Raw genomic sequence first — 23,682 nt, 5'->3', positions numbered from 1 at the left:
CGTGCTAAACATCACAAGACACCATGATAACCACTACTATTCTTTGCAATAATTCCGTATTTTGTATTTCTCTTGTTAATTTTCGATATAAATAACTAGTTCTCTATTAAGAGTAATATTTAATTTTTACTCATTTATCGCGTCAAAGAGAATCACCGCAGGCTTATAATGAAGAAAAATATTTTGAATATTCACCCCTGAAGAGTAAAAGGCTCGTTTACTCTGTATTTTTGATGGGGCGTTGATATTTATAAATTATAGAAGTAGAGTATTTGATGCGTTGATGGTTATATCCTGTAGTTAATAACTGTTAACACCGTTTCGAGTTTATCTTGAAATAAGGATATTCATAGCCAACTTAAGATACGGAAAGCCTTATGTTACGATTATTGACCTTTATTTCTTTATTTATATTTTCAACAAATTTAACTTTTGCAGCTCCTGTTCCTCCTGAAGTCATTAAGCAAATTGAACAACAAGCACAAAAAGGGGATGTGAAAGCCCAAGTTATGCTAGGCATTGGTTACTATGTTGGTAACGAAATTAAGCAAGATTATCCGAAAGCAAAGAAATGGCTTACGATGGCTGCTAATAAAGGCAATGCGGACGCTCAACTATTCCTAGGTGATATGTATCTTAATGGTAATGGCGTTCAATCTGATTTTGAAACAGCTTATGGTTGGATTGAGAAATCGGCAAATAAGGGAAATCCTGAAGCCATAAACTATATGGGTCAATTCTATTACCAAGGTGCTGGCGTAAAACAAAATTATCTCGTGGCTTTTGAGTGGTTCCAAAAAGCAGCCGATAAAAAATTTCCACCTGCTGAATATCAATTAGGAAAAATGCTACAAAATGGTGAGGGAACTGAGTTTAATGAAAAACTTGGCGCTGAATATATTGATAAAGCGTGTAAAGGCGGATTAAAACCAGCCTGCCCAGAAAAAGAAACCACAAAGCCTAAAGCGACTAAAAAATAATATTCTCTTTGAAAGCGGTAATACTCCCCTCATGTATTGCCGTTTTTTTATTGTCATTATTTTTATTATCCATTTTTTTATTCCCGCCAATTGCGTACTCCCGCTCACATCATTTTTAATCCAATTCAGTTAATATTAATTTATTAACAATCAATATGAAAAATGGTTAAAATGTTCTAAACTTATAATATAAAAGAAAAAAGGAGATATTATGTACAATACAATTTTAGTTCCTATTGATGTTACCGAAGACGACCTCACCAAAATGTTAGTCCCGCATGTTAATGCCATGCAGAAACTAAACAATTCTACCGTTCATTTTTTAGCTGTGACTGCACCAATTTCCAATTATTTACGCTATGGCGGCACTATTTTGCCAGGTGACTTCCCGGATGATCAAAAACAAGCTGATATAATTCTGAAAGAGTTACAAGAGAAAGTTAAACTGTTCTCTATCCCTGCAGACAAAGTGCAAGTAAAAGCAGTTGTAGGCTCAGTTAAAGATGAAATTTTGGCAACAGCTGAAGATATTAAAGCCGATGTGATTTTACTGGGCTCACGTCGCCCAAGTATGTCTACCTACTTATTAGGTTCCAATGCGGCTTCAGTTGTACGTTATGCGAAAACGAGCGTATTAGTGGTTCGCTAATCCATACGAAGGGTTAATAACCGCAGAAAGCTCTATTTTAACTCGTCGAATGGTTAGGGTTAAAGTTTGTTACACTAAAGGGCAATTCCATACAATTTATAAGCCCATTTATTCGACATTTAAGGTAAATTAGAGGCTCATAAACATTTTCGTGACTATTTCACACCCTGCTCCTCAGAGCAGGGTTTTTTATGCTTCATTCAGGCATTATTGACAGTTGGATATCACTGTTTCAACGCCGATTTCATCACATTTTCAAAGTCTTCCCATGAACAATACCCATTTTTATCAATCGGGCAATTTTTCAATTCAAGGGTAACGTGTTTTGGCGGTGTTGCTAAAGAGAGGTAAGCATTGTCTCGCAACTGATCTGCGGTTTGATACACATACTCAATCTTCACATAATCCTTTGTCTCTTTTTTATCTGTCCAGCATTGGAATACCAATTTACCGCCAATTGGTGTGTGCTCATATTGCTCGGGTAACTGGTACGGTTTGAAATCCATCGCAGACAATACTGAAGCAATATTTGAATCATGTCCCACTAAGAAAATGAATTTAGCCGTTTCACCTTTATTGACAGAAACAAAGCCTTTATCCATATAACTCAGAATTGGATGCGCCACATTTTTTGCGATGATTTTCGGTGTAAATAACGTTTCTTGATAAGCATTTTTTAAAGTATTCAGCTTTTGCCATTTTTCATCGCTATTGACCATTCCCCATGCTACATCTTTTTCAGGGAAGCCTTCATAATATTGCAGGTCAATTGCATCGACGGCAGAGTTCGCCATCTTCAACGGTCCACTCACACCCGGTTCTTTATCTGCTTCAATGATAAAGCTGTTCTTTGGTGTGGCTAAATTACACAGTTTATCCGTCGCGCACTTCTTCGAATTTTTAATATTGAGAACATTATCCAGCTCATCGTAACCCGGCTTCAGGTTTAACCCTTTAAGGTGGGACTCCATCGCTTCAAGTGCTTGTTTTTTAAATTCAGGGGAGCTATTCGTAATGATAGGATTAAACACGGGATCCATCGTACCAATTTCCGGTTTATGATGGATATTCACTTTACAGCCAGGAAATGCTCCCGCAGTAAAGAACTGCGCAGTCGCAATCGTTCTCTGTAGGCTATTCGTGTAAATATAGATATCATCGCTGCTGGTTGGACATAACTCATTCACAAATAATTTATTGCTATCGAGCCACTCTCTAAAATAGTGCCCCATATACACTTCGAGCGCCCCGCCCTTTGTCGTTAAATAGCCACTTTCTGCATCCCATGCTGGCCACTTTTTATCGGTTATTTCAGTCAGAATCCCTGTATTAACAATAGGAGTACGTAAATTATGACGACTTAGAACTAAAACTTGGTCTAATTCCATATTTTGTGCATTATCTGTACTTGCCAGTGCGGGGGCTATTGGTGCTAATAACGCCGCCGATAAACACACTGTTAGCATTTTATATTTCATCAGCATACTCCTACCATAGTTTTTAAATTGATTAACATAATCAAACAATAAACACTGCAATAAAATAAAGTATAGTGCTTATATGAATTTCGGAAACATATCCTCTAATAATGAAGCAGTTATCTTTTTTTTCTGCGATTAATATCCCAAAAATGCTCCTTAACTAAAATAACCATCAAATATTGACATTAACTAGCCATAATTTAAGATGAATTTTCACTATAAGGATAAAATGCAATGAATATTCAGCCCGCCACTGTCGAACATTACGATGAGATCATTCATCTTTGGGAGGCTTCTGTAAGAGCAACTCATGATTTTCTGCCAGAAAAGAACATAGAAATGCTAAAAACACCCATTAGGGAACAATACTTACCTAATTTGTCTGTTTTTGTGACTTTTGATCCTAACGGCAAAATAGCGGGCTTTTTAGGTACGGGTGAGAATCGTCTAGAAATGTTGTTTATTTCCCCCCTTGCAAGAGGGACAGGCATTGGTAAACAACTCCTGAATTACGCCATTAAACACTTAGGTATTAATGAAGTCGATGTGAATGAGCAAAATCCGCAAGCAGTTGGTTTCTATCAACACATGGGATTTGTTCAATATGCTCGTTCCGAACTTGATGGGGAAGGAAATCCATTTCCTTTACTGCATATGCGATTAGCTAAATAGCGACAGATTGTTATAGATAATGGCTATTCATCACTGTATTCACCAGAAAATGATTAAATACGTCATACTGACTCGGCGTGAAAGGCGTATTTAAGCTTAAAATTTCCAGCTTATGCGGCGCATACTGGGCGTTATAGCATGGATGGTGATGGACATAATCATTTCTGACAAAGCCATTTTTTTCATAGAAATGAAGACGTTTTCTTGCAACTTCATCGACTAATGGGTCTATCTCCAACACTATCTGTGGGTACAACTGGCACAGTGCGGTCAACGATTTTTGACCGTAACCTGACCCACGAATATGTTGGTCAATCGCAAAATGTTCAATATAGAAAAAGGCATCAATAACCCACCCACCGATAAATCCAACAAACTGATTATTGTCTGTAATTTTATATAAATAATATTGCTCTAGAGGGAGTAATGCCGCTCGCCCTACATAAGAACGTTTTTCATGGTCAGGAAATGAAATATCGTATAGCGCGTTAATTAATTCATTATCGTGTTTATCATTTGCAGAAATTCTTACCAGCTCAACCATTTCCCCTCCTAAATGACTCAATACAATCAACCTCAAATAAGACATTCTTTAAACATAAAAAAGCCACTGTCATTGTGTAACCTTCTCGGTAACGTCAACAACAGCGGCTTATATTACTTAATTGACAGCGAAATTACTGGCTTTTTTCAGCTTCCGCTTTGGCTTCTTTCGCTTCAACATCGCGATACCAACGTGGGTGATGTTTCTTCGCCCAGCGACGGCTAACTTTACCTTCAATCATGCCGTTGATAGATCCTTTAACCCAAAATGCCATATACATGTGGATTAAAATTGCATGGATCAGAATAATTGCCGCTAATGCATGAATCAAAATACTCCAACGAACCATCCAGATTGGGAATAAATGCGCGAAATAAGGTCGCCACATGATAATTCCGGTAACCAAAAGTACAAAAATCATACTCATGATACTCCAGAACATCATTTTTTGACCGGCGTTGTATTTGCCCACATCAGCCACTTTATGTTCGTTACCTTTGAGAACTTGCACAATATTCAGTAGCCAAGGAATATCTTTTCTATCTGGGATATTGTGTTTTACAAAACGCACAAACATAAACATCAGCACGACGAAAATAAGCACACCGAAGAAAGGATGCAAAATTCGTCCCATCTGTGGCGTACCGAAAGTTTCAGTCAGCCACTTCAAGGTTGGGAAAAACAGTGCAATACCCGACAATGCGACTAAGAAGAAGCTGATAACCACTGTCCAGTGGCACGCTCGGTCAATAAATTTAGTCCGAACGATCATTTTGCTCTTTTTACTCATGGTCATCTTTCTCCTCTTCATCATCCACTTCTTTATTTGGACCAATACCCACATAGTGGAAAATCAGCCCTGCAAATGTGGCGATAAAGCCCGCTACCGATAATGGTTTCAGGATGCTTTGCCATAGATTAATTGGTGTATCAATCTGTGGGTCTTTTGGTAATCCATGATAAAGCTCAGGTTTATCCGCATGATGTAGCACGTACACCACATGAGTTCCCCCAACACCTTCAGGATCATAAATGCCAGCTTGGGCATAACCCCGTTTTTGCAGTTTTTCAACACGCTCCGCGCCGTATTCCAGCATTTCGTTTTTAGTACCAAAACGAATAGCACCTGTCGGGCAAGTTTTCACGCAAGCCGGTTCTTGCCCCACGGCAACACGGTCAACACATAATGTACATTTGTACACACGATTATCTTTTGGATTTAATCGAGGAATGTTGAACGGGCAACCCGCGATACAGTAACCACAACCAATACAGTGTTCCGATTGGAAATCCACAATACCGTTAGCATATTGAATAATCGCACCCGCAGATGGGCATGACTTCAAGCAACCTGGATCGGTACAGTGCATACAGCCATCCTTACGGATAAGCCATTCCAATTTGCCTTGCTCACTGACTTCGCTAAAACGCATCACCGTCCAAGATTTGGCACTTAAATCGGTTGGGTTATCGTAAACCCCAACGCAGTGTCCTACCTCATCACGGATATCATTCCATTCTGAACATGCCACCTGACAGGCTTTACAGCCGATACAGGATGACACGTCAATCAGTTTGCAGACTTCAAATTTATCGTCACGCGCCTGTGGTGGAGGCGTAATGCTATTGGTCGCGGAACGTTTAATAATGTCTTGAGATTGCATGGACATAGTTCCCTCCCTTACGCCTTCTCAATGTTAACTAAAAACGCTTTATACTCAGGAGTCTGAGAGTTAGCGTCCCCCACAGATGGCGTTAACGTGTTGGTAATAAAGCCTTTTTGCGTTTCACCCTCAAAGCCCCAGTGAATAGGTAGACCCACTGTTTCAATCGGTTTACCGTCAACCATCAGGGTTTGCAGACGTGGTGTTACCACGGCAATCGCTTTAATAAAGCCGCGTTTACTGCTGACTTTAACCTTATCACCCAAAGCGATACCTTTGGCTTTGGCTAAGGTTTCACTGATTTCCACAAACTGCTCTGGCTGAGCAATGGCGTTTAAGCGCGCATGCTTGGTCCAAGTATGGAAATGCTCCGTTAAGCGATAAGTGGTTCCGACATACGGGAATTCCTTATGATCTCCAAGACGTTTCTTGTCATCTTCAAAAATTCGCGCAGCAGGGTTAGAGACCACATTTGGATGCAATGGGTTAGTTCCCAATGGCGTTTCAAATGGCTCGTAGTGCTCAGGGAATGGACCTTCTGCCATCTTATCAATCGCAAACAGACGACCTAAACCTTCTGGCTGCATAATAAATGGTCCAGTACCGACTTCTGGTGCCGATGCGTTAAAGTCAGGAACATCGTTTCCGACCCACTTCTTACCGTTCCACTCAATCAGAACCAGATCTTTATTCCATGGCTTACCTTTGGTATCACAAGAGGCACGGTTATAGATAACGCGGCGGTTTAATGGCCATGCCCATGCCCAACCCAATGTATTACCAATGCCGGATGGGTCGCTGTTATCGCGATTCGCCATCTGATTGCCTTTTTCGGTCCAACTACCCGTGTAGATCCAGCAAGAAGATGCCGTTGAACCATCCGCGCGTAGCAGAGCGAATGAATTCAGAAGCTCGCCTTTTTTCGCTTGTAAGTTGCCATCAGCATCATATAAGTCGACCAGTGCAACCCCGTTGTTCTCTTTCGCCACTTCTTCCGATTCAGGATGGAATTGACGTTTATAATCCCAACGCATTTGCAGCAATGGTTCGCGACCTTTACCACCTTCTTGTTCATACATCTCACGGATTTTGTGCAAAATACCCGTTAAGATCTGACCATCGTTACGCGCTTCACCCGGGGCGTCCGCCGCTTTCCAGTGCCACTGTAACCAGCGACCGGAGTTAGCAATGGAGCCATCTTCTTCCGCAAAGCAGGTTGAAGGCAGACGGAAAACTTCCGTTTGAATGGAAGCAGGATCAACGTCGTTCATTTCGCCGTGGTTCTGCCAGAAGTTCGCTGTTTCGGTGGTTAATGGGTCAACCACGATTAAATATTTCAGCTTACTTAAGCAGCTAACCACTTTGTTTTTATCTGGGAACGAGGCAACTGGGTTAAAGCCTTGGCAGATGTAGCCGTTGACTTTATCTTTGCTCATCATGTCAAAATACTTCATAACATCATAAGCTTGATCCCATTTAGGTAACCAATCAAAGCCCCATTGGTTCTCTGGTTGAGCCGCATCACCGTAGAATGATTTCATCAAGCTGACGAAGAATTTCGGATAGTTGCTCCAGTAGTTAACCTGATTGGGTAATGTGGCTTTTGGCGTATTCGCGGCTAAATAGCTATCAACATCTAACTGTTTTTCTGATGGCAGCGTTAAATAGCCCGGAAGGCTCGTCGATAGCAGACCTAAATCTGTTAAGCCTTGAATGTTTGAGTGCCCACGTAGCGCATTCACCCCACCACCACAAATCCCCATGTTGCCTAAAAGCAGCTGGATCATCGCCATGGTACGGATGTTTTGCGCGCCCACTGTATGCTGAGTCCAACCTAATGCGTACAGGAATGTCCCCGCTTTATCTGCGGCGCTCGTGGTTGCCAGAATTTCACACACTTTTAAGAAGTCTGCTTGTGATGTACCACAGATCCGTTCAACCATTTCAGGGGTATAGCGGGAAACGTGTTTTCTTAGCAGATTCCAAACACAGCGCGGATCTTGTAACGTGTCATCACGTAATGCATGACCATTTTCATCAAACTTATAGTTCCAACTGGTTTTGTCATAACGACCTTTTTCAGCGTCATAGCCACTGAATAAGCCATCGTTAAAATCAAAATCATCTCTAACAATCAAAGATGCGTTGGTATAGTTCTGAACGTATTCTGCATTTATTTTATTATTTTCAATAAGATAAAGTAGAACACCAGAAAGGAAGGTAATATCCGTTCCTGAACGAATTGGCACGTAATGATCGGCCACCGATGCGGTACGCGTGAAGCGCGGGTCTACCACAATCAAGGTTGCATCATTATTGTTTTTCGCTTCAATCGCCCAACGGAATCCGACAGGGTGAGCTTCAGCGGCGTTACCGCCCATCACCACAATCACATTGGCGTTTTTAATATCAACCCAGTGGTTGGTCATCGCACCGCGACCAAATGTTGGAGCAAGACTTGCTACCGTTGGTCCGTGTCAGACACGCGCTTGGTTGTCGACCGCTAACATACCGAGCGATCGTGCGAATTTTTGGGTTAACATCCCCGTTTCATTGCTAGCCGCAGAGGCGCAAAGCATCCCTGTTGATAACCAGCGATTGACAGTGGCACCTTGTTCATTTTTTTCAATAAAGTTGGCATCACGGTCATCTTTCATTAAGCGGGCAATGCGCGTAAAAGCATCGTCCCAGCTAATGCGTTCCCATTTATTCGAGCCTGGTGCGCGATATTCAGGATAACGTAAACGACTGTCACTACGAATATAATCCAGTAACCCCGCCCCTTTCGGACACAGAGCACCGCGATTCACTGGATGATCGGCATCACCCTCGACGTGGAAGATGGCAGAGCGAGCATTCATTGCCCCATCACCCATACTATAAATCAGCAATCCACAACCCACGGAACAATAGGTACAAGTATTACGCGTTTCTTTCGAACGCAATAATTTATTTTCACGTACATTAGCCATTGCCATTCCTGGCATAAAACCTAACGCAGCTACAGTTGTACCTGCCATCCCGCCGGCGCAGATTTTAAAAAACTTTCTGCGACTGACGTTCATTATTAACCTCTTTTTATTTTTGTATATTCGCGGGAGAGAATATCAGTCACTTGTAATTAGATATTGCCTAAAATCAATGAAAGTGAAAATAAAGGTTAATTAATGTCATTTAGGTAGTTAATTAGCCATTAAAAATACCACTTAATGGGTAATTATTGTTAAATTGATTTGGATCAATTAGATAAATTATTTGAATTAAGTAACAAATTAAGTTAAATAAAGATAATGCAAATGAATTTTAATTAGATTAGAAAATGTTTTCTATATTGTGGTTTATACCTACATTAAAATAGATAACCAATCCATATATTAAGCTAGATATTTAAAATTAACTTAATATATGGATAATTATTATTTCCAACCGCTAATAATAATACCTGCACCAAGTAAAACCACCAGCGCACCAATCAAATCTGTAGCGGCAAGGGAAACACCATCAACGACTTTTAGCCAGATCAATGCCGTCACAATGTAAATGCCTCCATAGGTTGCATAAATACGTCCGCTGGCTTCAGGGTGTAACGTTAACAACCAAACAAACAGCATTAAACTGAGTACGGTGGGTACTAACAGCCAAATACTTCCCTGTTTTTTCATCCATAAATAAGGGAAGTAGCAACCTAAAATTTCTGCTATCGCAGTTAAAAAAAATAATCCAATAATTTTTAATGACATAAAAATGTTTTCTTCTCAATAAAATCACTATTTATGCCACCTAATAATAGGTGGCATATTGTTTAAGCTTGCTTAACAAATAGCAGAGATACACGTCTTGCAATAGGCAAAACAAATAATACTGTTGGGAATGCAATCATCCATGAAATAGCCCATGAACTAATCCAAGGCTCATAAATTTCGGAGGTGAATCCTAGCGCACGAAGAGTACTTATTAGTGAAACAATACCGCTCATCACCAAAGATAAAAAGAAAGGCACCAGAAAAAATAGGGCTCTCATAGGAAGTTTAGGTATACCTAATACATAATTACGGTCTTGATATGACATACAGTCTCCATTAATCAGCGGATACACAACAGCATATAACTGTTGGTACAACAAAGTTATATGCGTTGATTAACGTAAACGCTTACGAGTCTTAGAGACCAATTGAGAATCATTCTAATCTTTAGATATACTTTGTCAATATACCTTTTTACACCTGCCCTAATCCATTTTATGCAGATTATCCTGATAAGGAATTAAGCACTTCACTATTGCAAATTCTACCTATCCATTTATTATACGCCGTATAATAAATTAGAGCGAGAATACAGTGATGACGACTGGACATGTATTTATTGCAACCAGCATTGATGGCTTTATAGCCCGTGAAAACGGCGATATCAGCTGGTTACTTCAATTAGATTCAACCGGTGAAGATCACGGTTATGATGCATTTATTGCCAATATTGATGTGATTATTATGGGTAGAGGTACCTATGAGACAATAAAACATGTTCAACCTTGGTTTTATAATCGTCCGGTCATTGTGCTATCAAAAGTACTCGCTCAAGAAACTATCCCTGAAGAATTAATAGGAAAAGTACGCTTCATTGACCTATCCCCTAAAGAAGTCATGCAGATGCTAAAAGTAGAGGGATATCATCATGCCTATATTGATGGCGGGAAAGTAGTTCAATCTTTTATTTCTGAAGGCTTGATTCATGATCTTATCATCACTCGAATCCCCATTTTATTAGGTTCTGGTCGCCCATTGTTTGGTAAAATTCCTAACGATATTCACTTATACCATACACAAACTAAAACCTTTGATTCTGGATTTATCCAATCCCACTATGAAATAAAACAATCCTCGGATGAAGGCGAATAATGATGGATAAAGCATTGGTAGCAATAACACGAACGGTAGGACGCCCAAATAAGAAACAAGCAAAAATATCAGCGGAGGCAATTGTCAGTGCAGCAATAATATTTATTGATTCCCATGGATTCTCAGCACTCAGTATGCGAGCGCTCGCTAAAGAAATGGGCATTAACCCCATGACAATTTATTACTATTTTGAAGACAAAGAGTGTTTAGTCAAATCGATTGCTAACCATGTTTACGCTAAGGTAATGCCTTGTTTATCGAGAACACCCATCGAACAAATCAAGCACCTCTTAACTGAATACCGAGAATGTATTGTTCGTTACCCTGAATTAACGTTATCAATATTTAATCACCCAAATGCGTTTCCTGAAGAGGCACAGCGGATAACCAATACTCTAATCGAGCTTGCGATAGAATTAAAATACTCTTTAGAGCAAGCCACGCTCTGGATACATATTTTAATTGATTTTACTCATGGCGCTGCACTCGCTGTATCAAATAGGAAAAATATGGATAATTACGTCAGCGATATAAATTATTACCACCAAAGTATTGATGCTTTATTATATAATTTAAATAATGACTATATTTAATAACATAGCTAAGATACTAAACAACGGTTTTGAATAATATTATTTATTAGTTAGTTAAATAATTCACTCCCATTTCAATTAACGTTTTCAGGTATATTTCTTTGCTCACATAAACATTTAGAATATTTAATTTAATTAAATAGAGAAAATATGAGCAAAATTAATACATATATTACCAAAACGTCTATATTCCTCCCCGGTGAAGCCGTTGATAATAAAAATATAGAACATGTTTTAGGTTATATTGGTGAAAAGGCATCCCGTTCCCTTCGAATTGTGCTGAAAAGTAATGGAATCAAAAAACGCCATTATGTCCTCAACCCTTCCTCTGGAGTGGCTAATTTTAACAATGCACAAGTTACTGCAAAATCCATTCATGGATTAGTTGATAGTGATTTTTCCCTCAATGATATTGAATGCCTAGCCACAGGCACGACGCTGCCCGATCAACTAATGCCAGGTCACGGCGTCATGGTTCATGGGGAACTTGGAAATAAACCCTGTGAGGTTGTTTCAACATCCGGCATTTGCTTAGCAGGCTTAACTTCGTTGAAATATGCTTATTTGTCCGTCAGTTCTGGAACAACTACCAATGCAGTTTCAGCCGCATCAGAAGTTGTCTCTCCCGTTTTACATACACGTAATTTCCAAGCTGAAAATGAGGCATTGGTCGAACAATTAGTTCAGCGCCCAGAAATTGCTTTTGAAAAAGACTTTCTACGTTGGATGCTTTCCGATGGCGCCGGTGCATTCTTGGTGAAAAATCAACCTAATCCACATAGCTTATCATTACGCATTGATTGGATTGATATCTCATCGTACGCGAATGAAATTCCTGCATGTATGTATGCTGGGGCAGAAAAAGACAGTGACGGAAAATTAATTAGTTGGAAGCAGTTGAAACAAGAAGAATGGATTACACGTTCAATTTTTTCCATTAAACAAGATGTACGTTTACTTAATGAAAATATCATCGCCTTAGCGCTAAAAAAACCACTACAAAAAGTCATCGAAAAATATGGAATTTCAGCAAATAATATAGACTGGTTCCTTCCCCACATTTCATCCGAATATTTTCGTCAACCGGTATCTGAATGCTTGACTGACCTCAACTGTGCGATCCCTCAAGAGCGTTGGTTTACCAATCTCTCAGAGCGAGGAAATACTGGCTCTGCCTCAATCTACATCATGATCCATGAATTATTACATTCAGGGCGTTTAAATAAAGGCGAAAAACTCTTATGCTTTGTTCCTGAAAGTGGTCGTTTCTCTGGTGGATTTATGCATCTAACCGTTGTTTAATTCACTGTTATTAAAAAAAGATATGCTAACCACCTGTTCAAATGGACAATTAAGAATAAATGCAAAAAACTAACTTCTGATAGATAGGTCGTAGAAAAACTACGACCTTGGTAATATTGAGCGGTCTAACTTATTTTTTCGTCGCTAAAATTACACTAGATGCTTTGACAATAGCGGTAACTTTACTGCCTGCCTCTAATTTCATCTCTTCAATGCTATTATTTGTCACAACGGCAGATAATTTCGTTCCGGCATTCGTTGTCAAATGAACAACAGCATTCACACTACCTGTTTCAATCCCATCAATACGTCCACTGAACTGGTTACGAGCCGAAAAAAGATACTCGTGCTCATCCGAAACTAAGACAACCCATGGCGCCTTAATAATCGCAACAGCCTGCTTACCTTTTGCCAAGCCTAACAACTGAGTGCTATTTTTCGTGATCACCGCAGAAATTGTTTCACCATTACCTAAGCTTAAAACCACTTCATCATTAACGGCACCAGCCACAACTGATTCGACCGTTCCTGTAAGCTGATTACGTGCTGAAATTGACATAGAAAACCTCATTTAATGGAAGACGAGTGAATATTGAAACGATAGTAAGCTTTTTAAATATTGTTTACAAACGACTCAATCTTCTCATTTTCACAAATGAGCAATGAATCACAACTAAGGCTTCATTCGATAAGTCTATTATTTTACTGAAAAAATTTAGTTCTCAATTTAGCTGTAACGCATCTTTACTTTATTAATTTGCAGAGCAACCTGTTGTAAACGGCGCTTTTGTGGTTAAAGCCGCTATCGCTTCACGATAACAAAGCTCCAGCTTTGCTCGGCTATCTGCCGTAATATCAAGATCCACCAAATAACCATCATTAATACCGTAGATCCAACCGTGAACCATAATATCCTGCCCTCTTTTCCAAGCAGATTGTAATACGGTGGAGTGGCCCAGATTATAAACTTGCTCAATCACGTTCAATTCACATAAACGATTAATACGTTCTGTTGGTTTAAGCTCACCTAACATTCGGCTATGTTTAAACCAAATATCTCGAATATGCAGCAGCCAATTATCAATTAAACCTAATTCCTTATTGTTAATCGCAGCCTCAACACCACCACAGCCATAATGCCCACAGACAATAATATGTTCCACTTTGAGCACATCAATAGCATATTGAATAGCAGATAAACAGTTGAGATCCGTGTGAACCACCAGATTCGCTATATTTCGATGAACAAATAGATCGCCAGGGCCAACTTTAATTAATTTTTCAGAAGGTACTCGGCTATCGGAGCAACCAATCCATAAAAATTTAGGTTGTTGGTCTTTTGATAATTGTCGAAAAAAGCTAGGGTCTTGTTCTTTAATCGACGTTGCCCATTCCCTGTTATTCACAAATAATTCTTTAATTTTATCCATCGCCATGTGGCACGCTCACTTACAAATCTTGCTATATATGATATTTCAAACGTGTTTATCAAAACGTAGTCAATTTAATTAATATACCTAAATTTACCAGAAGATTACTCTCAATCGGTTAATATGCAAAAAAACACCTCATAACCAATGATAGCCTCTACATTAAATTCGTCATTAATTTGCTTATCTTTCGCTTTATTCTTCTGCCATTTGCATTTTTAGCCAAAATGCTTGCTGGCATGCGTTAAAAAACTCTTTTCTTTGAGGTAAAACAGAACACCCAGCAGAATCAATAACTTGCCAAATAATCCAACGCTCAGGACATTGGCTATCATTATCTGGAATGGACAATTCAATTTCTTCAGAGCATTGAAGAATAACCCCGTCATGAAATCGCCACTGCCGGATAATTTGCATAACTTCCGACTGGGCATCTTGCTGGCGCTGATCAAAAATAACTTCACATACGGCCTGCTTTTTCATGGTACCTAATATGTATTTTGCTAACATAGTTTCGTTTTTTTCATAAAAATATCGAGCCAATCGCATGCTTAAACAACCTTTATAAACACCTAAAAATCTTAACTCCGTAAAATAATTAGATATCAATTACAAAGTCTAAATAAAACCTAAAAAATACCGTTAATCCTATATCCTCTATTACACTTAAATTATACGTTACTTTATCATTTCAAAAACGAAAGGTTTGTTATGTTTAAAAAATTACTTTTATCGATCATTTTAAGCGGTACGGTTGTTTCTGGCGCTATGGCCAATTCGACCTGTTTGCCTGTGACTAATCAAAGTTTAACGAAAAGCGGTTTGCCAACCCCTAAAAATAGCACCTCTTTTGCAAACTACACAGAGGTCACTAATAGCGTTTTCAGTGCCATAACTAAAGATATGACCTCAGAAGAGAGAAATGATGTAGTGTGCACCAAAGATGCCTTTAGCTATTCTATCTATATGTCTAATGAGCAGAAAATCGCGAAGATATGTGAAACAAAAAGCGGCTGTGATGATTTAAAAACCATTTTCCTGGTTATTGCTAACATCGACATTAATGAAGGAACGGAAGCAAAATTAAAAGCGGCAATGGCAAAAGCAGGTATTACAGAAACCAACATTAGAGATACTCCGGCAAAACTAGAGCAATTTATAGGCCAGTACGAAACACAGTTTACCCAGCATTTTGGCGATTTAGAGTAAGGTTACTTTCCAGTCAAACCTAATATCGTTGAGAAATTAAAAAAACGGCTTTATAGTTTTTATCTAATTTTAACTTCCTGTCGATACAAAAAAGCCCTCATATTGAGGGCTTTAGTATTTTTATATCTACATTAATGTCAACAACAGGCTGTACTTAACTTAGAAACGATACAGGCTAAATGCTTTCGGATTAATGATTGGCTCTTTACCTAACAGGATATCTGCGGTCATTTCAGAGGATACTGGGCTTTCAGTCATACCCCAGCCAGTTGCCGTGTTAATAACCAGACCTGGATATTCCTTAACTTCAGAAATAATTGGGTTTTCATCTGGTGCGATAGCCATCGCTCCGCTCCACTGGTCAATTAATTTAGAGTCTTTAAATGCAGGGAACTCAGTTTTCAGTTTTTCTAGAGATGAATTCAGTTCTGGTAAGTCTGGTAATGCCGTCATATCACGGTTTTTCTCAAATGGAGAAACTTCATCTAATTTCCAGCTGGTCTCTTGGGTAAACGAGTTAATCAGCTGTTCGTTTAATGAAATATGAACAGGGAAGTCTGGCAATGCTAACAATGGCAGGTATTTATAGCCATAAGTGAAGGATTCTTTAACAACAGGTGCCACTATCACGCGTGGAGAAGTTGCATAGGTTCCATCGGCTTGTTCACGGAAGTAAATATTGCCCGGCAGAGCAACGTTTCCACCCGGTGCATTTGGTGCCGCGCTAATCAATTGTTGTGATTGATAAGCTGGTAATGTTGGAACATCTACACCCAGGTTTTGCATGAACAGACGAGACCAAACGCCGCCCGCAACAACAACTTGAGAAGTTTTGATTGTGCCTTTTTCAGTCACAACATCAGAGATCACACCCGCTTGAGTTTCTAAGCCTCGCGCTGCACAGTTGGTATAGATTTTAATACCAATTTTCTTCGCGTATTCAGCCATAACGAATGCAGTAACTTCTGCATCGAAACTACCAGAATCTTCTTCGAAACCTGCAATTTTCCAATCAGATTTAGCACCACGAAGACGCTGATTTAACTCGCTTCCTTCGATCATGCGTGTTTTGAATGGAATATCAGAGCCAACGTTTTTATGGCGCTCATCCATCCACTGGCGAACGTGAACCAGATCTTCTTCATCCAGAGGAACTTCTACACGGCCTTGAGTACGATAAGTGGTATCAACACCCACCTTCGCATTCATATCACGCCAGCGATGTTTGCCTAAATGGTGTAATAAGAAGGTTTCATCGGTCATTTTGTATGTAATTGCCTGACCATAGAATCGAGATGATTGCTCTCCCGCAATGTTCCCTTTTTCTACAATCACGACAGATAAACCACGCTCAGCAAGGTTAATTGCCGTCATTACACCTAAAATACCAGCCCCAATAACAACAACATCAGATTGCTGTGGCAATGCGCCAGGCGTTCCTTCAACAAAACCAACACGTGGTTTACCTGGAACAAATCGCCCTTCACGAGTCAACATCGGAGTTAAAATACCGGCTCCCGCTGCGACAGCGACTACAGAACCACCAATAATAAATTTTCTTCTGGTTATTGCCATTTCGACACAATTCCTTATACACGATCAATATTACTTACCTAACAATTTCACCATTTTATATTATTTGTTAATCATTCGTAAACTATTAGTAAATCATGTTTATTTTATGTGTAATCCCACTTTTTTGTCTAATTACTCAGTTAAAAATAAATAAAAACTTCATTTGTTAATTTTCAAAAACCTCATTATTCCATTGAAAACAATTGATTTAATTGTGTTTTTTCGGCGGAAATAATAGCCCTTTGATTTTAAAGGAAAACACATAATAATCCATCATTTTTAGATTATTATTCATTAGCAACTAATGCTTATAGTTATAAAATAATCTCACTTAAAGGCTAACATTATTTGATTACAGCTAAATAACTCACTATTTTGGTAAGAAAAACAGATTTTATGAGTGGCGTATGGGCGCTATATATTGGTATTGCAGAATAGAAGTTGAACTTCGTAAATGATGACTACGATACAAAAACGTTAAAAGCGACTTTTCTCATCAAAACATCTATCAATACTTCAAATCATTTAACTCTAATGCCAATCGAACCATCATTGCGTTATGAAGTAGCACTCCCTTCACAATAACTTCTCGACGTTCAACTATTTCAAATTGATGATTTTTAAAAAATTCTTCAGCTGATAAGCTGACATATGACCATAGCTTGTTGATGCTTTTCGTATTAGCCACTTCAACAAGTTTATTCATAAGTGTGGCACCAATTCCGCAGCGAGGCTTCATAACAAAAAAATGGTCAATATACCCGTCATCTTGAAGATCTGCATATCCAACAATCTCTTCATCAATATATGCAATAAACGGCTTTAATATGTCCATTTTGCTTTGCCAATGCTCACGCTCATATAAATCAGGCGCCCAAGCTTCAAGCTGTTCTTCTGTATAATACGCAGCTGCAATATGATGAACTGAGGTATAAAATATTTCATGCAGTTTTTCTGCATTCTGAGGTTGATAAGGCTTTATTTGAATTTTCATATAAACCAGATAGTCACACCTTAAATATCCTTTAAAAACAAGATATTACCCTACACCGCTAGGGATGGTGTATTTTAATTCCATTTTCGGGCTTGCGCTTAAACATAATCGTCGTGGATTCAAGAATACCACCAACCGATTGAGCGAAATCAGGAATTTCACCACTTATCTGCCATCCAAGGGAATTATATAAGCTAACCGTTATCCCTTTAGTATTGGTATCCAATGTTAAAAGCCTCAATCCTAAGTTCCATGCAACTTGCTCAGCCTCTTGCATCAATTTTCTTGCAAGTCCTTTACGCCTATATTCAGGTAACACCAATAACTTACAAATTTCTCCTCGGTGTTTACCATTTGGTTTTGCGCATAATTCAAGACCAACAACCCCAACGATTTGATTGTCTAGCTCTGCTGAGATCAGCTTAAAACTATTCGTTGATAACGAATGATTGACGTCAATCCAATAGTTTCTCATCTCATTAATTTGAGCTTCTGCATCAGTATATCCAACACTTGCACCACCAAGGACGCACTTATAAAGTACGTTAACAAGCTCATCGATTTTATTTTCACTTAGTTTTTTATCATAGCAATTAATTATCATATTGAGGCCTCAAATTAGAGATACCATTACACAGAATATAATTAGATTTAACTATGTCTTAATTAGATTTGCTTGTAACTAAAATTCAGCGGATTGGTTTGAATTTACCAGATAATTTGGTGTTAGTTTAAGTGTAGAGGGCTTAATTAATAGGGAATGGATAATGTCTTTTGGCTTGTCACGCTTAATTGCTTTATTGGCTAGTTTCATAAACCGCCAGTATTGCCTAGCGAAATAGTAGCGATTTAAAACGGTATCAGTAAACGTCAGTAGAATGAAATTTTGCTAGAGTGTTTGATAAACTTTGGAATTTATTTGGAATTGAAAGATTTCAGAGACTTGATTAGAAGTGAAGATGGCGGAGGAGGAGAGATTCGAACTCTCGGATGGTTTCCCATCGGCGGTTTTCAAGACCGCTGCCTTCAGCCGCTCGGCCACCCCTCCGCAATGACGAGCACTATAATCATCTGCGCTTTCAATGTAAACCCCTAATTTGTTCGTTCGCTTTAAAAATAGACGCACATTGATTCAATGGATGAAATTATCAACATTTTTTCCTATTCCAACAGGGTTTACTTGGGTTATTGCTGGTTTTTTGCTAAATTTGCGGTCTACTTTTGTTTGGATAGAAATTAAGTATGTTGGTTTTTAATAATCAAGAAATTGAAACAGACTCGCAAGGCTACCTACTTGATAGCCAACAATGGAGCGAAGATCTTATTCCATTACTCGCTGCGCAAGAAGAAATTGAACTCACTGACGAGCATCTCGAAATTATCCGTTTCGTTCGTGCATTCTATTTAGAATTTAATACATCACCAGCGATCAGAATGTTAGTTAAAGCGGTTTCTCAACAGTTTGGAGAAGAAAAAGGCAACAGCCGTTATTTATATCGACTGTTTCCTCAAGGTCCTGCGAAGCAAGCGACAAAACTTGCAGGTCTTCCTAAACCCGTAAAATGCATTTAAGAACCTGCTAATCATTTAAGAATACATTAATAGCGGACGGAAAAATCCGCTATTGGTTCTGTATGCCAATTTTCACTAAAGTAGTGATCGATTTTAGCACCCGGAGGCCCGCCCGCTTTCAGCCAGTCATCGACAAACTCAATATCCTGCTCGGAACCATAAATAGCTAGTTTCACACTGCCATCATCCCGGTTATAAACAAAACCTTTGACCCCATTTTGATTCGCCCAATGATAGGTTTGGTAACGAAACCCAACACCTTGGACTCGTCCATAAATATAGAAATAACGACCTGTTGCTGTCATATAAGCCTCCGATGTCATTACTTAATCAATTAAAACCCTTTGGCGCAGTTGTTTTTTATTCATTCAGCAGATAATCTGATTATTGAGGCACTGCTTTTCGTTATTACTTAAAGACAGTGTATTGCGTTATGAGTAATTGTCCACACATTGGCTTGAAAACGCACAGCACTGCCCACATGTAGTTTACAGCACAAGCAAGGCTTTTAAGGAGGTCGCTATGATGATCACCAGTAAATATGGAATCGGGCAACAAGTCAGGCACAAACTTCTCGGCTACCTTGGGGTAGTTGTTGATGTTGACCCTGAATACTCGCTCGACCAACCACATGATGATGACATTGCATCCAACAGTACATTACGCGATCTGCCTTGGTATCATGTCGTCATGGAAGATGATAATGGGGAAGCGGTTCATACTTATTTAGCAGAAGCACAGATTACTTATGAGATGACTGATGACCATCCGGAACAACCTTCTATGGATGAGTTAGCAGAATCGATAAGATCCCAATTACAAGCTCCGCGTCTACGTAACTGACCATGAACGCAATCCAGTAAAGCAGCCCACCAGCTGCTTTATTTTTTTACATTACCGTCGATAAACTCGCGATACTTATTTTTCCAAACCTAACGCTGGAATTTCTTGTTTAGGACATTTATCCATCACACACTGTAATCCCGCATTTACAGCAATCTTTTGTGCCTCTTCGCTAATAACCCCTTTTTGCAACCATAGAACTTTAGCTTTAATGGCGACGGCTTCATGAGCAACGCCGACTGCAGCATCTGCATTTCTAAAAACATCAACCATATCAATAGGGTTAGGGATTTCACTCAGTTGTGCATAAACTCTCTGCCCTAATAACGTTTGCCCCGCGAGCTTCGGACTCACCGGAATAACCTGATACCCTTGATGTAAGAGGTATTCCATGACTTCATAGCTTGGGCGGTCTGTACGGTCACTCGCGCCAACTAATGCAATTGTCTTAACGCTTGTTAGAATTTCAGCAATTTCTTGATCTCTCATCAAAATATCTCCCAAAATCAGTAAACTATTCATATGCATTATGATATATGTTGTACATCTTTGTTCACTCAATTTTTAAGATGCGTGACAACTATTTATTGTGATGCAAATCTTGTTTAAGGGAACCTCATGGAATCTACCACCCGAAAAATCGCAGCTTCAAAAAATATTGCCTTAGTTGCCCATGACCACTGTAAATCATCCTTACTCGGTTGGGTAACCCAAAATAAAACGAAATTAAGCTCACACAAACTGTTTGCAACAGGTACCACTGGGAGCTTAGTCAATAAAGAAACCGGTTTACCCGTTACTGGCATGTTGAGCGGCCCAATGGGCGGTGACCAACAAATTGGTGCCATGATTGCAGAGCAGAAAATCGACCTACTCATTTTCTTTTGGGATCCGTTAAATGCCGTTCCTCACGATCCAGATGTCAAAGCGCTTCTGCGATTAGCCACTGTATGGAACATTCCTGTTGCCACTAACCCTGCTACTGCTGATTTTCTGATTACCTCTCCTTTCTTTGATGGGAAAATTGATATTGTGATCCCTGATTATCAAAGCTATTTAAATAAACGCACTAATTAATAGTACGCCTGAAAATAGTCGTAAATAAATAAAAAACTGCGCCATCAGTATACTCAATGGCGCAGTTTTCATTTTTAAGCTCTGAACTTTAATAAGCGATTTTTAAGGTTTTTTCTGTCTAGGTACGCCCATTTGCCTTAGCTCTTCAACAAACTCGGATGGATTATCAGGGTTATACAATAACCATGCTTGTTGCTTCGCTCTCGTCAATGCCACATAAAATAGTCGTCGCTCTTCCGCATGTTCAAAATGTTCAGGTTGCGGCAGCAAAGCGTCTTCAATAATCGACTCCCGCGCAGGCGCTGGGAACCCCTCTTTGCCACCATTTAAACCACAAATAATGACATGATCCGCTTGTTGACCTTTCGATGCATGCATGGTCATAAATTGAATTTTCAATTTCGGCCAGCGTGTTTCCGCTTTATTAAGAATTTCCGGTTTTAAATAATGGTAACGAGCCAAAATTAAGATATTTTCATCATCTAAAACATAACCACTCATTTTATCCAGCAAACGCTCTAGCGCATCTTCATACAATAAAACAACTGATTTCTTATTACCTTTTGTTAGGCTATTTAATGGCTTATCTAACTGGCTTGGGTTCTGTAACACAAAACGATTCGCAACATCACCAATGCGCTCATTAAACCGGTATGTTGTATCTAATGCGCATAAATCCCCTTCACCAAAATGCGTTTTAAATGACGTCGTCAAATCCAATTCAGCGCCACTAAAGCGATAGATTGCCTGCCAATCATCACCAACCGCAAATAAACAGGTTTGCTTATTTTGTTGGCGTAATGCATGTAATAATTTGGCTCTCAGTGGCGAAATATCTTGGAATTCATCAACTAAAATATGTTTCCACGGGCTAATAAAACGCCCTTTTTCAATAATATTGACCGCTTGATGGATAAGACCGGAGAAATCAATCGCACCTTCATCTTTGAGAGCACTCTTCCAAGCTTTCAATAACGGAGCCATTAAACGAATTCGTTTTTGGAATAGCGCACGAATTTCTTCCCGCGCATTGTCGACCATCTCTTTTTGGCTACCGCCATGAGAGCGGATCAAACTCAACCAGCGCTCTAGTCGAACGACCACTTTGCGACTAATTTTTTCATCATTCCAAAATTCACCGTCAGGAATATTCCACTGTAATTCTTCTGACAGCCACTCTCGCCAACCTTTCGCTTGGGCTTTTTTACTGGAGCACTGCTCTCGCCATTCATTCAACAAAAGAGATTGGCGCTTTTCGGTATCCGACTCTAACGCACTAATTATCGGTGACTTATTGCTACCTTCGCGGATAATCTGCAATGCAAGTGCGTGAAATGTCTTCGCCTCAATCTCTTTTTGTTGTAAACGAGATTGAATCCGCTCATTCATCTCTTCCGCAGCTTTACGTCCAAACGCCAATAATAAGATTTGCTCAGGTTTAGCCAGTTCTCTTAATAGAAGCCACCCAGCCCTTGCAACCAGCACCGACGTTTTTCCGCTGCCCGCTCCCGCTAAAACTAAAACATTATCTTCGCCATTAATAACTGATAATGATTGAGAATAATTTAATGGAGAGGATTCAATATGTTGGAAAAAATCATCATAGCGTGTTAGAACTGACTGGCACCAATTCTGATTATTTTGCTTGCGGCATTGTTCACTATTCGTTAGCCACTGCTTGCAAAATTGGTAATGTGCGGCACAGTTTTCAAATAAAGGCATTCGAACGAGGGGTAAAGGAAGTGATGAAAACTGCTGAGTGATCCTTTCTTTTATCGACTGCAAGCTACGTAAACTTAACCACGCATCTTGCTGAGTTTGTTGTAAAATCGACTGGGTTAAAGACGTCAATACTTGAGCACTGACCTCGCTCATTTCAACGCTCCATTGCTGCCATTTTTCATTCAAAAAATGGTAGAAACGCTGAGTTTGTTTCCACTCTGTACCGTGCAAACGAACGACTTGTTCATCTAAAACTTCAAATTCCAGTTCCCCCCAGACGATCCCACGCTTACAGCGAATATCGACTAGTTCATTGAAGGGAATAAGATATTGATGGTTTTCACCACTAACTTCGATGCCTGCATTAAGTAAGCGAACCCGATTATAGGGATGCTGAGCCAGGCGCTGTCCAATCTGTGTTGATTTCAGTTCCATACGTTCTGCACCTGTGTGAATCATTCGTGAAAATAATTAAAGCAT

General features: G+C 39.4%; 26 protein-coding genes and 1 tRNA gene. 10 read left to right on the top strand and 17 right to left on the bottom strand.

Annotated features, from left to right (window positions below):
- Positions 1-389: 389 nt before the first annotated feature.
- Positions 390-980, top strand: a complete 591-nt coding sequence (locus ACIH2S_RS06785; protein ID WP_272534389.1) for a tetratricopeptide repeat protein — start codon at positions 390-392, stop codon at positions 978-980.
- A 211-nt stretch (positions 981-1,191) separates the two neighbouring features.
- Entirely contained in the window at positions 1,192-1,629 is a 438-nt protein-coding gene (locus tag ACIH2S_RS06780; RefSeq protein ID WP_036951577.1) for a universal stress protein, read from the top strand.
- Positions 1,630-1,853: 224 nt separating this feature from the next.
- Here ACIH2S_RS06780 and agp read toward each other — a convergent pair whose 3' ends face one another.
- Positions 1,854-3,107 (bottom strand): bifunctional glucose-1-phosphatase/inositol phosphatase, encoded by a 1,254-nt coding sequence (gene agp, locus ACIH2S_RS06775; RefSeq protein ID WP_430248331.1) that lies wholly within the window; start codon positions 3,105-3,107, stop codon positions 1,854-1,856.
- A 237-nt stretch (positions 3,108-3,344) separates the two neighbouring features.
- Between agp and ACIH2S_RS06770 the strand changes: the two genes are divergently transcribed.
- Positions 3,345-3,782 (top strand): GNAT family N-acetyltransferase, encoded by a 438-nt coding sequence (locus tag ACIH2S_RS06770; RefSeq protein ID WP_349487722.1) that lies wholly within the window; start codon positions 3,345-3,347, stop codon positions 3,780-3,782.
- 10 nt (positions 3,783-3,792) lie between these two features.
- Here the strand turns inward: ACIH2S_RS06770 and ACIH2S_RS06765 are convergent, their stop codons facing one another.
- The 6 genes from ACIH2S_RS06765 to ACIH2S_RS06740 all read right to left on the bottom strand — a co-directional run bounded on the left by ACIH2S_RS06765 (position 3,793) and on the right by ACIH2S_RS06740 (position 10,059).
- Entirely contained in the window at positions 3,793-4,326 is a 534-nt protein-coding gene (locus ACIH2S_RS06765) for a GNAT family N-acetyltransferase (RefSeq protein ID WP_349487721.1), read from the bottom strand.
- A 133-nt stretch (positions 4,327-4,459) separates the two neighbouring features.
- Positions 4,460-5,116: a formate dehydrogenase-N subunit gamma gene (gene fdnI / locus ACIH2S_RS06760; protein WP_036951972.1), complete on the bottom strand. Its 657-nt coding sequence runs from the start codon at positions 5,114-5,116 to the stop codon at positions 4,460-4,462.
- A complete protein-coding gene (fdxH, locus tag ACIH2S_RS06755) occupies positions 5,109-5,996 on the bottom strand; it encodes a formate dehydrogenase subunit beta (protein ID WP_165906918.1) in 888 nt (295 codons plus the stop codon). The genes fdnI and fdxH overlap by 8 nt, the downstream gene beginning before the upstream one ends.
- Positions 5,997-6,007: 11 nt before the next feature.
- Entirely contained in the window at positions 6,008-9,055 is a 3,048-nt protein-coding gene (gene fdnG / locus ACIH2S_RS06750; protein WP_159075039.1) for a formate dehydrogenase-N subunit alpha, read from the bottom strand.
- A gap of 351 nt (positions 9,056-9,406) precedes the next feature.
- Positions 9,407-9,730 (bottom strand): YnfA family protein, encoded by a 324-nt coding sequence (locus ACIH2S_RS06745; protein WP_108479554.1) that lies wholly within the window; start codon positions 9,728-9,730, stop codon positions 9,407-9,409.
- A 62-nt stretch (positions 9,731-9,792) separates the two neighbouring features.
- Positions 9,793-10,059 (bottom strand): DUF2798 domain-containing protein, encoded by a 267-nt coding sequence (locus ACIH2S_RS06740; RefSeq protein WP_036951591.1) that lies wholly within the window; start codon positions 10,057-10,059, stop codon positions 9,793-9,795.
- A gap of 271 nt (positions 10,060-10,330) precedes the next feature.
- Here ACIH2S_RS06740 and ACIH2S_RS06735 point away from each other — a divergent pair, with 271 nt between their 5' ends.
- The 3 genes from ACIH2S_RS06735 (at position 10,331) to ACIH2S_RS06725 (ending at position 12,780) form a co-directional block, all read left to right on the top strand.
- Positions 10,331-10,885 carry a dihydrofolate reductase family protein gene (locus tag ACIH2S_RS06735; protein WP_132494599.1) on the top strand — a complete coding sequence of 185 codons (555 nt, stop codon included), beginning with the start codon at positions 10,331-10,333 and terminating at the stop codon, positions 10,883-10,885.
- Entirely contained in the window at positions 10,885-11,478 is a 594-nt protein-coding gene (locus ACIH2S_RS06730; RefSeq protein WP_154637426.1) for a TetR/AcrR family transcriptional regulator, read from the top strand. The genes ACIH2S_RS06735 and ACIH2S_RS06730 overlap by 1 nt, the downstream gene beginning before the upstream one ends.
- A gap of 150 nt (positions 11,479-11,628) precedes the next feature.
- Positions 11,629-12,780: a beta-ketoacyl-ACP synthase III gene (locus ACIH2S_RS06725; RefSeq protein WP_430248328.1), complete on the top strand. Its 1,152-nt coding sequence runs from the start codon at positions 11,629-11,631 to the stop codon at positions 12,778-12,780.
- A gap of 130 nt (positions 12,781-12,910) precedes the next feature.
- Here the strand turns inward: ACIH2S_RS06725 and ACIH2S_RS06720 are convergent, their stop codons facing one another.
- The 3 genes from ACIH2S_RS06720 to ACIH2S_RS06710 all read right to left on the bottom strand — a co-directional run bounded on the left by ACIH2S_RS06720 (position 12,911) and on the right by ACIH2S_RS06710 (position 14,759).
- Positions 12,911-13,339 carry a TOBE domain-containing protein gene (locus ACIH2S_RS06720; RefSeq protein ID WP_036951599.1) on the bottom strand — a complete coding sequence of 143 codons (429 nt, stop codon included), beginning with the start codon at positions 13,337-13,339 and terminating at the stop codon, positions 12,911-12,913.
- Between the two features lie 193 nt (positions 13,340-13,532).
- Positions 13,533-14,216: a carbonate dehydratase gene (can, locus tag ACIH2S_RS06715; protein WP_036951600.1), complete on the bottom strand. Its 684-nt coding sequence runs from the start codon at positions 14,214-14,216 to the stop codon at positions 13,533-13,535.
- Between the two features lie 189 nt (positions 14,217-14,405).
- Positions 14,406-14,759 carry a hypothetical protein gene (locus tag ACIH2S_RS06710; protein WP_255425946.1) on the bottom strand — a complete coding sequence of 118 codons (354 nt, stop codon included), beginning with the start codon at positions 14,757-14,759 and terminating at the stop codon, positions 14,406-14,408.
- A gap of 162 nt (positions 14,760-14,921) precedes the next feature.
- On the opposite strand from ACIH2S_RS06710, the gene ACIH2S_RS06705 reads away from it, so the two are divergent.
- Positions 14,922-15,419 carry a hypothetical protein gene (locus tag ACIH2S_RS06705; RefSeq protein WP_108479550.1) on the top strand — a complete coding sequence of 166 codons (498 nt, stop codon included), beginning with the start codon at positions 14,922-14,924 and terminating at the stop codon, positions 15,417-15,419.
- 159 nt (positions 15,420-15,578) lie between these two features.
- Here ACIH2S_RS06705 and ACIH2S_RS06700 read toward each other — a convergent pair whose 3' ends face one another.
- The 4 genes from ACIH2S_RS06700 to ACIH2S_RS06685 form a co-directional block, all read right to left on the bottom strand.
- A complete protein-coding gene (locus ACIH2S_RS06700) occupies positions 15,579-16,994 on the bottom strand; it encodes an FAD-dependent oxidoreductase (RefSeq protein ID WP_430248327.1) in 1,416 nt (471 codons plus the stop codon).
- A gap of 508 nt (positions 16,995-17,502) precedes the next feature.
- Positions 17,503-17,988, bottom strand: a complete 486-nt coding sequence (locus ACIH2S_RS06695; RefSeq protein WP_430248325.1) for a GNAT family N-acetyltransferase — start codon at positions 17,986-17,988, stop codon at positions 17,503-17,505.
- Between the two features lie 58 nt (positions 17,989-18,046).
- Positions 18,047-18,592 carry a GNAT family N-acetyltransferase gene (locus ACIH2S_RS06690; protein ID WP_108479548.1) on the bottom strand — a complete coding sequence of 182 codons (546 nt, stop codon included), beginning with the start codon at positions 18,590-18,592 and terminating at the stop codon, positions 18,047-18,049.
- A 356-nt stretch (positions 18,593-18,948) separates the two neighbouring features.
- Positions 18,949-19,036 (bottom strand) — tRNA-Ser (locus ACIH2S_RS06685).
- 194 nt (positions 19,037-19,230) lie between these two features.
- On the opposite strand from ACIH2S_RS06685, the gene ACIH2S_RS06680 reads away from it, so the two are divergent.
- On the top strand, positions 19,231-19,560 hold the full coding sequence (locus ACIH2S_RS06680) for a TusE/DsrC/DsvC family sulfur relay protein (RefSeq protein ID WP_036951672.1): 330 nt from the start codon (positions 19,231-19,233) through the stop codon (positions 19,558-19,560).
- A gap of 26 nt (positions 19,561-19,586) precedes the next feature.
- On the opposite strand, the gene ACIH2S_RS06675 is transcribed toward ACIH2S_RS06680, so the two are convergent.
- On the bottom strand, positions 19,587-19,865 hold the full coding sequence (locus tag ACIH2S_RS06675) for an acylphosphatase (protein WP_036951674.1): 279 nt from the start codon (positions 19,863-19,865) through the stop codon (positions 19,587-19,589).
- Between the two features lie 217 nt (positions 19,866-20,082).
- Between ACIH2S_RS06675 and hspQ the strand changes: the two genes are divergently transcribed.
- Positions 20,083-20,403, top strand: a complete 321-nt coding sequence (gene hspQ, locus ACIH2S_RS06670) for a heat shock protein HspQ (RefSeq protein WP_006813539.1) — start codon at positions 20,083-20,085, stop codon at positions 20,401-20,403.
- 75 nt (positions 20,404-20,478) lie between these two features.
- Here hspQ and ACIH2S_RS06665 read toward each other — a convergent pair whose 3' ends face one another.
- Positions 20,479-20,892, bottom strand: coding sequence for a CoA-binding protein (locus tag ACIH2S_RS06665; protein ID WP_108478988.1), 414 nt, complete (start codon positions 20,890-20,892; stop codon positions 20,479-20,481).
- 129 nt (positions 20,893-21,021) lie between these two features.
- Between ACIH2S_RS06665 and ACIH2S_RS06660 the strand changes: the two genes are divergently transcribed.
- A complete protein-coding gene (locus ACIH2S_RS06660; RefSeq protein ID WP_036951676.1) occupies positions 21,022-21,480 on the top strand; it encodes a methylglyoxal synthase in 459 nt (152 codons plus the stop codon).
- A 102-nt stretch (positions 21,481-21,582) separates the two neighbouring features.
- Here the strand turns inward: ACIH2S_RS06660 and helD are convergent, their stop codons facing one another.
- Positions 21,583-23,637 carry a DNA helicase IV gene (gene helD / locus ACIH2S_RS06655; RefSeq protein WP_321146721.1) on the bottom strand — a complete coding sequence of 685 codons (2,055 nt, stop codon included), beginning with the start codon at positions 23,635-23,637 and terminating at the stop codon, positions 21,583-21,585.
- Positions 23,638-23,682: the final 45 nt, after the last annotated feature.

It is taken from the genome of Providencia lanzhouensis (genome assembly GCF_050469745.1).
GTDB lineage: Bacteria > Pseudomonadota > Gammaproteobacteria > Enterobacterales > Enterobacteriaceae > Providencia > Providencia lanzhouensis.
This window is presented reverse-complemented; position numbering and strand designations above follow the sequence as displayed.